The organism is Mesorhizobium sp. M7A.F.Ca.CA.004.12.1.1 (assembly GCF_003997835.1).
GTDB lineage: Bacteria > Pseudomonadota > Alphaproteobacteria > Rhizobiales > Rhizobiaceae > Mesorhizobium.
The window spans coordinates 1-14,027 of sequence record NZ_RZRK01000056.1; the positions used below are offsets into that span (position 1 = coordinate 1).

The 14,027-nt window shown below is 62.6% G+C and carries 13 protein-coding genes; all 13 read right to left on the bottom strand.

All coding sequences use genetic code 11. The features are described from left to right. On the bottom strand, positions 1–278 hold a 278-nt coding region (locus EN984_RS05060; protein WP_206517400.1), incomplete at its 3' end, for an RpiB/LacA/LacB family sugar-phosphate isomerase. 33 nt (positions 279–311) lie between these two features. Further along, positions 312–1,079 carry a triose-phosphate isomerase gene (locus EN984_RS05065; protein WP_127269794.1) on the bottom strand — a complete coding sequence of 256 codons (768 nt, stop codon included), beginning with the start codon at positions 1,077–1,079 and terminating at the stop codon, positions 312–314. A gap of 57 nt (positions 1,080–1,136) precedes the next feature. After that, complete coding sequence (locus EN984_RS05070; RefSeq protein WP_127268470.1) at positions 1,137–2,075, bottom strand: TIM barrel protein; 939 nt, start codon at positions 2,073–2,075, stop codon at positions 1,137–1,139. Then, a complete protein-coding gene (locus tag EN984_RS05075; protein ID WP_127268471.1) occupies positions 2,075–3,592 on the bottom strand; it encodes a glycerol-3-phosphate dehydrogenase in 1,518 nt (505 codons plus the stop codon). Before EN984_RS05075 ends, EN984_RS05070 begins: the two co-directional genes overlap by 1 nt. Beyond that, the gene (locus EN984_RS05080) at positions 3,589–5,148 is read right to left on the bottom strand and encodes an FGGY-family carbohydrate kinase (protein WP_127268472.1); all 1,560 of its coding nucleotides are present in this window, start codon (positions 5,146–5,148) and stop codon (positions 3,589–3,591) included. The genes EN984_RS05075 and EN984_RS05080 overlap by 4 nt, the downstream gene beginning before the upstream one ends. A gap of 96 nt (positions 5,149–5,244) precedes the next feature. Beyond that, a complete protein-coding gene (locus tag EN984_RS05085) occupies positions 5,245–6,192 on the bottom strand; it encodes a D-ribose ABC transporter substrate-binding protein (protein ID WP_023756738.1) in 948 nt (315 codons plus the stop codon). 32 nt (positions 6,193–6,224) lie between these two features. Continuing rightward, on the bottom strand, positions 6,225–7,355 hold the full coding sequence (locus EN984_RS05090) for an ABC transporter permease (RefSeq protein ID WP_127268473.1): 1,131 nt from the start codon (positions 7,353–7,355) through the stop codon (positions 6,225–6,227). A 26-nt stretch (positions 7,356–7,381) separates the two neighbouring features. After that, positions 7,382–8,923, bottom strand: a complete 1,542-nt coding sequence (locus EN984_RS05095) for a sugar ABC transporter ATP-binding protein (RefSeq protein ID WP_127269796.1) — start codon at positions 8,921–8,923, stop codon at positions 7,382–7,384. Then, positions 8,920–9,576, bottom strand: a complete 657-nt coding sequence (locus EN984_RS05100; protein WP_127269798.1) for a DUF2291 domain-containing protein — start codon at positions 9,574–9,576, stop codon at positions 8,920–8,922. The genes EN984_RS05095 and EN984_RS05100 overlap by 4 nt, the downstream gene beginning before the upstream one ends. A gap of 33 nt (positions 9,577–9,609) precedes the next feature. Then, positions 9,610–10,620, bottom strand: coding sequence for a sugar-binding transcriptional regulator (locus EN984_RS05105; RefSeq protein WP_127269800.1), 1,011 nt, complete (start codon positions 10,618–10,620; stop codon positions 9,610–9,612). Between the two features lie 423 nt (positions 10,621–11,043). Then, a complete protein-coding gene (locus tag EN984_RS05110) occupies positions 11,044–12,702 on the bottom strand; it encodes a glycerol-3-phosphate dehydrogenase/oxidase (protein ID WP_164748772.1) in 1,659 nt (552 codons plus the stop codon). Positions 12,703–12,752: 50 nt separating this feature from the next. Further along, on the bottom strand, positions 12,753–13,529 hold the full coding sequence (locus EN984_RS05115; RefSeq protein ID WP_127269804.1) for a DeoR/GlpR family DNA-binding transcription regulator: 777 nt from the start codon (positions 13,527–13,529) through the stop codon (positions 12,753–12,755). Then, a partial coding sequence (locus EN984_RS05120; protein ID WP_245480031.1) for an FGGY-family carbohydrate kinase occupies positions 13,526–14,027 on the bottom strand: 502 nt, incomplete at its 5' end. The genes EN984_RS05120 and EN984_RS05115, both read right to left, overlap by 4 nt.

The following is a 14,027-nucleotide window of genomic DNA, read 5'->3' on the forward strand; positions in this document are numbered from 1 at the left end:
GCGGCGCGCTCGGCGGAATAGGTGTCGTGGGTCAATGCGGCGCGAATGCCCGGGACCTTGTTGGCGGAGATGCTGACGCCGATGCCGGTGCCGCAAAACAGGATGGCCCGGTCGTAATTGCCGTCGAGAATTTCGTGGCCGACCGAGGCGGCGATATCGGCGTAGAATCCGGCCTGGCTTAGGTCGACGACCTGCAGTTCCGGCTTGGTGGCGAGATGCTTGGCGATGACGTCGAGCAGCGGCTTGCCGGCGCTGTCGGCTCCGAGTGCGATCTTCATGATGATGAGCTCCTTTGCTAGGTCTTTTGGCAGTCAGCGCGCGATGGCGGCCGACGCCTTTTTCAGAATGTCGATATAGCCTTCCGCTTGCCACGCCGAGCGGCCGATGAACAGGCCATCGATATGCGGCTGGCCGATGAGTTCGGCCGCGTTGCCTGGATTGACGCTGCCACCATAAAGCACAGGTGGAGCAATCGGCAGCCGGTCGGCGGCAACCTTCTTGATCAGCTGTTGCTGCCTGTCGGCATAGTCGGCGCTTGCGGGAATGCCCTTCTCGCCGATTGCCCAGACGGGCTCGTAGGCAAAGAGGATTTCCGCCTTCAGTTGATCGCCGCTCAGCTCTTGCAGCGCGCCGAGAACCTGTGCCGTCAGCACCGCCTCGGCGCGGCCTGATTCACGCTCAGCCAGCGTCTCGCCGACGCAGATCAGCGGCACGAAACCGTGCCTGACAGCGGCCGCCGTTTTTAGTCCCACAGTCGCATCGGCCTCGCCGAAATGCTCGCGGCGCTCGCTATGGCCGAGTTCGATCACATCCAGCCCGCAATCTTTCAACATCACCGGCGAGATCTCCCCCGTCCAGGCGCCAGCATCGGCCCAATGCATGTTCTGGGCACCGATCTTGACGCGGGTGTTGGCCAGCGCGGCCTTGACCTGGCGCGCTGCGGTGAACGGCGGAATGACGAAGGGCTGTATTGCCAGATCGAAATCGGGCACAAAGGCCGCCAGCGCATCGGCGAACTGCAACGCCTCCGACAGCGTCTTGTTCATCTTCCAGCTCGTGCCGACCCAATATGGGGCCATTCTTCTTCTCCTTCGATACTTTTGCGGCCGAAGCCGGCTTTCGGGCGACGTATTCGCTCAGGTCCGGGGCTTGAGACTGTCGCGACCGCTGTCGATATGAGGGGCCCAGAAATCCACCGACTCGCGGATCATCTCGATAACCTGATGGTCGACTGGTTCCCTCTCCCTGAAGGAAAGTTCAAGGCAAATTTCATTGTCGGTTCCACCGCCCTGCCGAACCGCGTCCAGCAGCTTCTGCGGCACTATGCGGCCGTCCTTGTTGTAGGCGGCCGTGAACGGCCAGTGCCCGCCCTTGTTCATGGAAGACTGCTTGATGTGGATGATCGGCGATTGCAATGGAAACGCTTTCGCCCAAGCATAGGGATCGGTATCGGCAGGATCGGCCGAGGTCACGTCGCCATGGTCGATATCCACCATCATCTTCATCGGTATGGGCAGCTTCGCCGCATCGATGGCGCCTTGCAGCGTGGCGCAGCTTTCGATCGTGTGGCCGAACTCGCGGCCGACCGACATCGGCTCCCAGAACAGGTATGTCAGACCCGCCGCCTTGGCGTGTTCGGCCACCTCGCGCCAGCACTCGAGGGCGATATCGAGAAGCGCTGCCCGCCGTTGCGGATGGTCAAAGTCCTTGTGGGTGAAGATGGCGAACTGCGTGCCCATGCCCGACGCACCGAGTTCCGCGGAAATATCGGCGAAGGTCTTGAACCAGTCGACATAATAGCGCCGCACATCCGCATCCGGGTGGCCGAAATGGTTGAGCCGGCCATAAGGCCCCGTCATGCCGGAGGTGATCTTGACACCGGTCCGCGCCAAGGCGCTGTTGAACCGGCGCAGGAATTTGGCAATCGTCGCCGCCGGCCAGCCCGGATTGACGAATTCATGCGTCAGCTGCACGTCGCGGATGCCGATGCCATAGGCGATCGCATCGATCAGATCGTCTGGATCGGCGAAACGATTGACCAGCGGATTGGTGTTGAGGGAAAGCGTGAAGGCCATCAGTCCGCCGTCGCCATGATGTTATCGAACCAGTCTTCGAATGCTTTCCGTTCGGCCGCATCGATATGCAGGCCATGTTTGGTGCGGCGTTCCAGTATATCGGCTGATGTGCCGGCCCATTCGGTCTCGGCCAGGAACCTTGCCTCCCGTTCATATAGATCGGGACCGAAGCGGCGGCCGAGATCGGCTTCGCGCTGTGCGCCAGCGAGCAATTGCCTGGCGCGGGTGCCATAGCTTCGCGCGTAATGCTTCACCAGCGACGGGCTGAGCCATGAAAACTCGGAATGCAGATCGCTCAGGAACTGCTCGAAGTCCGCATTGGGCAGGTCGCCTCCCGGCAAGGGAATTTTGGCCGTCCAGGCTTTCTTCATCATCGGAAAAAACGGCTGGATCTTTTCCAGCGCGTGTTCCGACAGCTTGCGGAAGGTGGTGATCTTGCCGCCGAATACCGAAAGCAGCGGCGCGTTGCCGTTGGAGGCGTCGAGTTCGAAAATATAGTCGCGCGTCACCGCGCTTGGATTGTCGGCATTGTCGTCATAGAGCGGACGCACGCCCGAGAAACTGTAGACCACGTCCTGTGGCGTCAGCTGCCGCTTGAAATAGCGATTGACCACCTTGATCAGATAGTCGACTTCGCTGGCCTCGGCGACCACTTCCTCGGGCCTGCCTTCGTAGGGAATGTCGGTGGTGCCAATCAGCGCCAGATCGTTCTCATACGGATTGACGAAGATCACCCGCTTGTCGTTGTTCTGAATGAGATAGGCTTGCCGCCCCTCCCAGAATTTGGGCACGACGATATGGCTGCCCTTCACCAGACGAACATTGCGGGTGGAATTCTGGCCGGCGACGCGGCTGACAATGTCGTTGACCCAGGGGCCTGCCGCGTTGACCAGCGCCCGCGCCCGGACCTTCGTCACCGAACCCGTGCGACCATCCTGCATGTCGATCGACCACAGTCCGTTTTCGCGACGGGCCGCGACACAGGCGGTGCGCGTGAGCACTCTGGCACCGCGCTGCCGGGCATCCAGAGCGTTGAGCAGCACCAGGCGCGCATCGTCGACCCAGCAGTCGGAATATTCGAAACCGCGCTTGAACTCGTCCTTGATTGGCGCACCTTCCGGCGCAGTCTTGAGGTTCAGTGTTCTTGTCCCCGGCAGGCGTTTACGGCCGCCAAGGTGGTCGTAGAGAAACAGCCCGAGCCGGACCAGCCATGCCGGCCTGTCTTGCGGGCTGTGCGGAAGAACGAAGCGCATCGGCCAGATGATGTGCGGCGCCGCCTCGAGCAGCACCTCGCGTTCGATCAGTGCTTCGCGAACCAGCCGGAATTCATAATATTCGAGGTAGCGCAGGCCGCCATGCACCAGCTTGCCGGAGCGCGAGCTCGTGCCTTGCGCGAGATCGTCCTTTTCGCACAGGATGACGGACAGCCCGCGACCTGCCGCATCACGCGCTATGCCGGCTCCATTGACGCCGCCGCCGATCACGAAGAGATCGACGACATCTGTTGTATTGCTCAAGATCCTGCTCCTGTGCGGTGCGCCATGCCCTTCCACACCGGCCGAAGCGCCTGACGCGCTGCAACGAAGGAAGGGAAGAGGGCATCGTAGGTTTGCGAAAGCGCCTCGTCATAGGCATCGCAGTCGCCGAGAAGCGGCGTCACCCATTCGGCGGCGCAGTCTTCCATCGAGCCATAGACGCCGAGGCCGACCGCGGCCATCATCGCGGCGCCTGCCGCGCCGGCTTCCTGGCGACTGCTGGTGCGCACCTGTGCCCTTGTCGCCGCTGCGATGATGCGGCGTAGGGACGGGCTGCGCGCGGCGCCGCCCGACAGGCGGATTTCGCCCGGCACGGCGCCCATCGCCTGGTAGCAATCGCGTGCGGCGAAGGCCAGTCCCTCGAGGACGCCGCGCGCCAGATCGCCAAAGCCATGCTTGACCGAAAGGCCGATGAATCCCGCGCGTGCGTCAGGATCGACGAACGGTCCTCTTTCACCGGCCAGCGATATATAAGGCTGGTAGATCAGCGAACCAGGCTCCGATGCTTCCACCCAAGCGTCGAGGGCCTTCAGCAACTCGTCATGAGAAGGCTTGCCGCCAGCCGTGGCGAGCACGTCGCGCGCTAGGCCAAGCACCCAATCTATGTTGAGCGTCGCCGCCATGTTGGACTGCAATTGGGCAAAGGCGCCTGGAATAGGCATGGCGATCGTGTAGCCGGAGCCATCGTCGTTCAGCACGACATCGTCGGGAGTGGCGGCAAAGCGTGTGTGTATGCCGGTCGAGCCGATGACCGTGCAGCCGACATTGCCCGAGGGATCATAGAGGCCGGCTCCGAGCGCCGTCATGACCATATCGACGTAACCCAGCACCACCGGCGTGCCTTCGAGCAGGCCGGTCTCTGCCGCCGCCGACCGCGACAGCGGATGATGGTCGGTGGTGCCTTCGAGCATGGGAGGCAACAGGCGGCGATGCGTCGTCAGATCCAGGATGTCGAGGGCTTCGTCGGAATAGCTGCGCGACCGAAAATCGCCGAAGGTGAAGGTTCCCTCGGAGGGATCCGTGGCGCGTTCGCCTGTCATCTTGAAGTAGAGCCAATCCTTGCAATGCAGGGCGGTCGCCGCCCGCTCCAGCATGTCGGAATAGTTTTTTTTCATGAAGGCAAGCTGGGCGCCTTGCTGGCAGGAATTGAGACCCGTGCCGGTCAACTCGAACCGCCTGCGATCCCGGGGATCGGCGCGCATCTCGTCCACCAAATGTCCAGCGCGGGCATCGAGCCACAGCCAGGCGCGCGAGACAGGCAAGCCCTCGCCATCGATCAGCCAGGTTCCGTCGCCCTGCCCGGTGATGGCCACCGCTGCGGTTCGTTGCGCGAGGTCGGGAACCTTGGCCGCGAGATCGCGAACGGTCCGCGCCATGTCGCGCCAGGTCTGGTCGAGGTCCTGCTCGGCGCCGCCGCCTTCCAGCGTGACGAAGCTGTTGGGCACCGACGTCATGGCGAGCTGCCGCCCGGACAGGTCGAAAGCGATCGATTTGATCACCGACGTTCCCGCGTCGATGCCGATCAGCAGGTCTTTCATGCCGCAAATTCCGGTTGGTTGCGAAGGCGGTTCACGAGGGCAGTCATTTCGTAGAAGAGGCAGGGAGTGTCCGCAAGGACACCCCCTGTACAGGTATTACTCAGACAGCACGAAGGGTGCGGTGTACTTGTCGACATTGTCCTTGGTGATGAGAAGGCAATCGAACAGCTGCTTCTCGGTCGCCGCACCGGTGGCACCTGTCTTGATGAACGAGTCCGCCTGCTGCACGGCCTTGGCCGAGAAGATGGCGACCGGCTGAAGCACGGTGTACTGCAGTTCGCCGGACTTGATCGCCGCAACCGCATCCGGGGAGCCGTCGAAGCCGCCGACCTTGATGCCGGCGAGCTTGCCGGCTTCCTTCAGCGCCGCAACCGCGCCAAGCGCCATCTCGTCATTGCCGCTGATCACGGCGATGATGTCGGGATTGGCCTGCAGCATGCTCTGCATCTTGTCGTGGCCCTGGGTACGATCCCAGTTGGCGACCTGCGAAGCAGCCTTTTCGAGATCCGGGTACTGGCTCAGCACAGTCGCGTAACCGTTCGAGCGCGTAGCGGCGTTGTTGTCAGACGGGGCGCCGAGCAGTTCGACATATTTGCCCTTTTCGCCGACGGCCTGCACCCACTGCTGGGCACCGAGAGCAGCGCCTTGCGCGTTGTTGGAAACGAGCTGACCCTTGGCGAGGCCTTCCTGATTGATCTCGGCATTGACGAGGAACACCGGGATGTTGGCTGCAATCGCCTTCTTCACCGCACCGACAGAGCCGTCAGCGTTGGCCGGATCGAGGATGATCGCCACCGACTTGTTGGTGATGGCGGTGTCGATCAAATTGCTTTCGGTATTGGTATCGCCCTTGTGGGCGCCGACATTGGCTGTATAGCCAAGCTTCTCGGCCTCGGCCTTGGCGACGTTGCCCTCAGTCAGCCAGTAGGGGTTGGCCGGATCGTTGACGATGATCGAGATCAGGCCCGCGGCTGACGCGGCGGCCGTGAACCCGACGACCATCGCGGCGGCGAGCAGACTTTTCAGCATGGTTTTCATGTACATTCCTCCAATGATTACGCGGTGTTGCTGCCAGTTCACCTGGCAATCTTCCCTTGGGCAGGATTGGCCGGTTCGGCCTTCCCCCGTTTCTGAGAAGTCGGTTGGCCACCTGTCGCGCTTGGGAGCTTGCTACGGCGGCGATACTGAACGGCATTGAGGAGCACGGCGAGCACGATGACCGCGCCCGTGAACACTGTCTGCCAGTAGGATGAGATGCCGATGATCACCAGACCGTCGGACAGGAAGCCGATGACGAAGGCCCCGAGCAGGGTTCCGCGGATGTTGCCACGGCCGCCGGTCAGTGCCGCGCCGCCGATGACGACGGCCGCGATGGCCGTCAATTCGTAGGTGGTGCCCGCGGTCGGTCCCGCCGACGTCAACTGCGATGACAGGATCAGGCCGGCAATAGCGGCGCAGATGCCTGACAGCACATAGACCGAAATCTGCACCGTCTTGACCGGAACGCCGGACAGTTCGGCCGCGCGCTCGTTGCCGCCCGAGGCGTAGAGCCAGCGCCCGAAGGCGGTGCGGTTCAACACGATGCTGCCGATCAGCGCGATGACCACGAGAACCACGACGCCCGTCGGCACGCCGAACAAGCGGTTGAAGCCAAGCGCATCGAAGCCGGTGTTTCCGAGCTCCGGCTTGCCGCCGAGATTGTTATAGGTCAGGCCGCTGGTCATCAGCAGCGCCAGGCCGCGCGCCATGTACATGACGCCGAGCGTGGCGACGAACGCCGGAACCTTGAAGCGCGCAATGAGCACGCCGTTGATCAGCCCGACGACCGCGCCCAGCATGCAGGCCAGCACCGCAACCACCCAGACCGGCGGATAGAGAACGACGCCCAGCCAGGTCAGCGTCACCCCTTGCATCAGGAATCCGGCAACGACGCCGGCCAAACCCAGCGTCGACCCCACCGACAGATCGATGCCGCCATTGAGGATGACGAGCAGCATGCCGATCGCGAGGATTCCGAAGATGGCGACATGCGAAGCCATGGTCAGGAAGTTCGCCACCGAGAGGTAGTAGGGCGACAGGATCGAGAAGACGACGATGATGACGATCAGGGCAAAGAAGGCCCGGCCCTCGAGCAGCAACTTGGCGAGATCGAAGCCTTCGCTCGCGCTTGGACTGGACTGTTTTCTGGCCTGGCTGACGTCGGTCATGGGTCTGGGCTCCGAAATTCTGGTGATCAGGCGACCACGGCTTCGCCGGAGGCGGCCATGATCTGCTCTTTGGTGGCGTTGGCGCCGAATTCAGCTGAAATCCTGCCACGCCGCATGACGACGATGCGGTGGGCAATGCTGAGGCATTCGTTGACCTCAGAGGTCGAGAAGACGACCGCAAGCCCTTGAGCGGCGCGTTCGCTCAACAAGCGGAAGACCTCGGCCTTGGCGCCAACATCGATGCCGCGGCTCGGCTCGTCGAGGAGGATGACCTTGGGCTTGGTCGTCAGCATCTTGCCGATGACGACCTTCTGCTGATTGCCACCCGACAGCGATCCGATCATGGCGTTGCCACCTGCGGTCTTGACAGTCACCTTGCGGATCGAGTCTTCGACCAGCTCTCGCTCCCTGGAACGGGACAGAAACAGCCCCTTGGCGAACGCCTCGATGCTGGCAAGCGAGAGATTGCGGCCGACGGTCATCGTTTGCACCAGCCCGTCGCGCTGGCGGTCCTCGGGGACCAGCACAAGCCCTCTGGAGATGCGCTGGGCAATGCTCAACCCCGAGACGTCCTCGCCTTCCAGAAGCGCGCGACCGCCCGCCATCGGCACTCGTCCGGCGACGGCCTCCAGCAATTCCGTGCGCCCGGCGCCCATTAGCCCATAGATGCAGACGATCTCGCCGGCCCTGACGTCCAGCGACAGGTGATCGACGACGGAATAGCCCGAGCCCGAAGTGTCAACGACGCTGACGTCCTCGATCGAAAGGGCGACCTCGCCGAACGCATGACCGGTCGGCGGCGAGCCGAGATCGAAATTCTCGCCGACCATGTTGCGCACGATCCACTCGAGGTCGATGTCCCTGGCTTCGGCCGTTGCCGTTATGGCGCCGTCGCGCAGGACAACGGCGTAGTCGGTGATCTGCAGCGCTTCTTCGAGGTGATGTGAAATGTAGACGATGGAGACGCCGCGGCTGGTCAGATCGCGGATCACCTTGAACAGCACCTCGACCTCGGTTGCACTGAGCGCGGAGGTCGGCTCGTCCATGATGAGGATGCGTGAATCGACCGACAGCGCCCGCGCGATCTCGACGATCTGCTGTTGACCCAGGCGCAGATCCTCGACGAGAGTCATCGGGTCGATGTCCTCTTCGAGATCGGCCATCAGCGCGCGCGCCTGGCGCGATTCTTCGGCGAAGTCGAGGCCGGTTCTGGTGCGCAGTTCGCGGCCCATGAAGATGTTGTCGCGAACGCTGAGGTTCGGCGCCAGGCTGAGTTCCTGGTGGATGATCGAGATGCCGCGATCGCGCGCGTCCGAGGATGAGGAGAAGCTGACGAGATTGCCGTCGAGCACGATGTCGCCGGATGTCGGCGTGACGACGCCGGACAGGATCTTCATCAGCGTCGACTTGCCGGCGCCGTTCTCGCCGAACAGCGTCGTGACCTTGCCGCGATGGATGTCGAAATTGACGCCCTTGAGCGCATGAACGCCGCCATACGACATGACGATGTTGCGCGCCGAAAGCACGGCGTCGCCGGTCGCGGGTCCGGTGTCTGCAGCCGCGCTCATTTGACCTCCAGCCTCACCGGAGTGACCAGCCAGCTCTTCGGGTTGACCAGCTTGAATGCGCCTACCACCGATACGGTCTTGCCGGTCAAGGTGCTGGTGTCGACCTTGGCCAGGACTTCCTTCTTCATCTCGTTGTTCAACGCCGAACCGGCGTCCTGGTATTCGATCTGGTTGGTGAACTGGCCGAATGTGATCTTGCCGGTGGCGTCGCGAAGCTCGGTGCCGTTGATCGCCGGTCCCGTTTGCACCCGGATCATCAGCGTGTCCGGCACGCCTTCGACGGCGACCTTGTAGATGCCGGATTTTCCTTCGCCGACGACACCGGTGAACTTGACCGAGATGACCGGTCCGACGCCCGCTGGCACGCCATATTCCTTTTCCGCCGTCGCCCTGTCCTTGGCGATAGCAGCAGCCACCGTCACCGCGTCGGCGGCGCGTGCCTCGACATCGGCCTGCACCTTGGGAAACTCCGACTTGCCGTAGTCAGCGGCGGAAAAGACGGCGCTGCGGACATCGCCGGCAGAGCCGATCCTGACCACCTTGGTGTCGAGCGCCATGGCGCCGAGCAGGACGACAACCGCGGCGCCGGCAAGTGCCCGACGCAGGGCGGGCGAAGCCGGCCTGGTCGATGCGGTGGCGGCTTTCGCGCTCATGACGCAACCGCCAGCAAGGCTGATCCGCGCTTGTCACGCATTTGACGATCCTCCGTTCACATGGCGCTTCGCGCCATTGGGTTTGTTCTGTTCGACAAGGGCACGAGCGGTGGACTCGTCGGTGATCAGGCCGCTCAGATAGCGGCTTTCGAGCACCGCTTTGATGGCACGCACTTTGATCTTGCCGCCGGCGACGGCGACGATCCGGCGGCCCTTCAACTGGTCCCGCGGAAGCGCGAGAATTCTGTCCGACAGCGCCGTTTCCACCGGGCGCCCCTTGTCGTCGAAGAAGTGGGCGAGCAGCTCGCCGACGCCGCCATCGCGTTTCACCTCATCGATTTCGGAATGTTCGATCATGCCGGTAGCGACCAACGAAGCTTCCCGCTCGGCGGTCCCTATGCCGACGAACATCAGGTCGGACCGGCTTGCGAGGTCGAAGACATCGCTAATGCCGCGCTGACCAAGCAGCACTTCACGGTCCTCGGCGGTGTTGGCGACGAAAGGCACCGGCATCACATAAGCCTGCGCGCCGGTCCGCTCGGCCAGCCGATGCATGACATCGTGCGGGTTGGCCGCGAATTTGCGCGTCACGCCGCCAAGCAGCGAGACGAAACGGATATGGGCAGCGGCGGTGCGCGTCAGATACTCGACGCTTGCGGCAAGGGTACGGCCATGGCCGACGCCGATCAGCATGTCCTCGCCGCGATCGATCTCTCGTTTCAGAAACTGAGCGCCGGCGATCCCAAGCGCCTTCAGCGGCAGCTCGTCCTGATCGAGATCAGGAACAACCTCGCAGTAGTCGAGCCCGTAAGCAGTGATCAGCTGCTGCTCGAGGTCGATGCATTCGCCGACATCGCCGTCGATGATCACCCTGACAAGGCCATCCTGGGTGGCCCGGGTGATGAGCCGATGCGCCTTGAGGCTGGTCAGGCCGAGCCGCTTGGCCACCTGGGCCTGCGTCAGACCCCCGGCATAGTGAAGCCAGGCCGCGCGGGTGGCGAGGCTGGACTCATGATCGCGGTTAGTGGCTCCGCCGGATTTCAAGACATCTCCTCCCTGAGATGATATTATTATCTTTGTGTGCAAAAATTTTCACATCCCTGCATCGCTGTCAATCCCTCGCCGGATTTGGCGCATGCACATATGGGGAATTCACAGGTCTCGCCCTTCCCGAAACGCCGGTCTGCCGGCATTTCGGCGGGCAACATCGACCTATTAGGAGGTGAGCATGTTACTCGATCATACGGCTATGTTAATTTAACGTCAATCTGTGTTATTTCGTGCCTGAGCCAGTAGAATTGCACAGCCATCGGCTATCTAATTTTTTTCTAACTAGCTGTTTCTCCATAATAATATCTGACATCGGCAAAATCCCAATCCACCTGTGAGTTGAGCGATTGGGGATGCGGCGCATCCTTAGGCAAACCGACCGGATTGCCTTGGGAAAGAGCATCGGCGACGGAATGATCAGCCCAGCCGCATCAGGTTCCGGTCCTCGAGTTCCAGGGCGGCGGCCTCGACTTCCTCTGCGAGGCGCCCGGCGCTCCAGCCCAGCGCCCGTCCGGCAATCGTCGCAATCTCCTGCAGATCCCGGCCCGTCAGTGACCCTGATATCGCCAGGGTGCTGCGGCGCATGACGATATCGGCCAGATGTTCGACGAACTCGGTGCGGACGATGTAGTCAATTTCCGATCGGCTGTAGCTTTCTGAATCCGGCAGTCGGCCCTCATCATCCGGCTCATGTGTGGCGATCTGCGTGGCTCTGGTGCCATATCGCGACAGCAGCGCCTCGAGACGCCGTTCTCCAGCGCCCGTCTCCGAGTGAGCCAGAGCCAGCCAACTTGCTCGCGCTGCAGCATCAGCCGGGAAATCCCTGCCGCCGCCGATCGGCATGGTCTGCGTCGTCACCTTGCGGCTGCGCTGCAGGCGGCCGAGCACGGTGTCGGCGACTTCCTCGGCGAAGCCGCGAAAGGTCGTCCACTTGCCGCCGATCAGCGAGATGACTGCGAAAGGTCTGTTCCGATCCGGCTCGGCGACGGGCGCCGAGTGGTCACGGCTGATCAAGCCGGGCACCGATGCATCCGAGGCCGGCAGCGGCCGGATGCCGCTATAGGCATAGACGATCTGGTCGCGCTCGAACGCCATCCCCGGCAGCAGCGTCCGTACGCTGTCGAGCAGGTACTCGACTTCGTCAGGTTCGCAGCGCACCGCGTCGGGGTTGTCGGCCTTGATGTCGGTGGAGCCGACCAGCGCCAGGCCGAGATAGTCGTAGACAAGGCAGATGCGGCCGTCATCGGCTTCGAAATACAGCATGCGTCCGGCCAGGCTTTTGACCAGCTCGTCGTGCTTCAACAGGATGTGCGAGCCCTTGGTGCCGCCGATCATCTTCGACGGCGCGCCTAGCGAATCGTTGACATCGTCGATCCATGGACCGGCGGCATTGACCACCAGCTTCGGCCGCACCGAAAAGGCCGCGCCGTTTTCCGGCTGGAAGGTCAGCACGCCATCGGCGGACTTCGCCAGCGCCGTGTAGTTCGCGCTGGCCGAGGCCTCGTTTGCCTGCAGCCCATCGAGGATCAGTTCGAGCACGAGCCTCTCGGGGTGGCTTATCTTGGCGTCGTAATAGGTGCCGGTGGCGACGATCGAGGGGGCGAGCGCCGGCATCTCACTGAGCGCCTGGCGCCGCCCGACCATGCGGTGACGCGGCATGACCTGGTTTCGCGAGCCATAGAAATCATAGATCATCAGGCCGATCTTGATCAGGACGGCGCCACGGCTGCGCGGCGCGCTGGTCGAGCCGAACAGCGTCCGCAGCGCCGCCAGCATGCCCTTGCTCCAGGAGAAGATCGGGATGACCGTTGGCAGCGGGCTGACATAGTGCGGCGCGTTTTTCAAAAGCAAATTGCGTTCGAGCGTCGACTGCGCCACCAGCCTGAACTCGCCGGTTTCGAGATATTTCAGACCGCCATGAATGAGCCGCGATGGCGCAGCACTCGTGCCGGAGCCGAAATCCGCCTTGTCGACGATCAGGCAGCTGACGCCTTGCGCGCACAGATCGCGAAACAGCCCTGCCCCGTTGATGCCGGCGCCAAGAATGACGACGTCGACCTCCCCGGCTCCGGCCATGGCGGCCAGACGCCCGGCTGGATTTTCCGTACGTATTGCTTCGCTCGAGCTCATGGCGCTTTCGTCTTGACGATGCGCAGCTTCACGCCGGCCCGTTCGAGGGCTTGCGCCCGCGCATCGCCCAGGCCTTCGGTCGCCAGCACGACATCGAAGCTGGTCAGATCATCGAAGACATGCAGCGCGATCCTATCGAACTTGGCATGGTCGATCAGAAGGATACGCTTGACCGATGCGGCCATCATCGCCTGCTTGACCCGCACGACATTGGGATCCTGGATGAAGGCGGTGGTTCCGGTGATGGCCGAAGCCGAACAGATCAGCACATTGGCGCGAAGCTGTGCCACCGCGTTCTCGCAGACGATGCCGATATAGGCGTTGTAGGTGTTGTGGTACTGGCCGCCGAGACAGATGAAGTCGAGTTCGTCGACATGGGTCAGCAGTGCAGCCGTCGCCACTGAGTTGGTGATGACGGTCAGCGGCTTGACGTCGAGCAGGAGCGTAGCGACCGCATTTGCCGTTGACGAATCGTCCAGCATCACCACCTGGCCAGCTTCGATATAATCGAGTGCTGTCCGCGCCAGAGCATCCTTTTCGGCACGGTTGACCGTCACCCGGTAGCGGAAGGCGCTTTCGTAGAGACCGGAAGGCTGAACCGTGACCGCACCGTGCAGCTTGCGCAACACGCCCTGCTGCGCCAGCCGGTCGATGTGCCGGTGGATGGTCATACGCGACACGCCGAAATGCTCGACCAGATCGTCGATGCGTACCTGGCCGAGCTTGATCACATAATCGGCGATCTCTTCGCGTCGTTCGTCGGCCTTGATCATGCGCTTCCCCCGGTGTCTGGCCGCGCCAGTTTCTCGATGTCAGGCCAATGCGGTTCGAGCGCACCGGCTATGCGGCCATAGAGGGAAAAGCGCTCGTTGAACACAGCACTCGAGGCCGGCACTGGCTCGTATTGGCGCGCGGTCATGCCGACTTGCCTGGCGCCTTCTTGCGGCGTCGCGAAGATGCCAACCGCCGCACCCGCGCAAAGCGCAGCGCCAAACGCCGCGGCCTCGTCGGTCGAGGTAACGATGACCGGGGCGTTCAACACATCGGCAAACATCTGGACGAAGGCCGGATTGCGCGAGCCGCCGCCGGTCAGGCGGATTTCGCTGATGGCAAAGCCGTCGCGCAAGGCTTCGACATGGGTACGATGATTGAAAGCAATGCCCTCCAGAACCGCCTTGAGCATATCGCCGCGATTGTGCCAGCCATGAAGGCCGACAAAGCTGCCGCTGGCGACATCGCCAAAGGGGGAGCCGAACAGATAGGGATGAAAC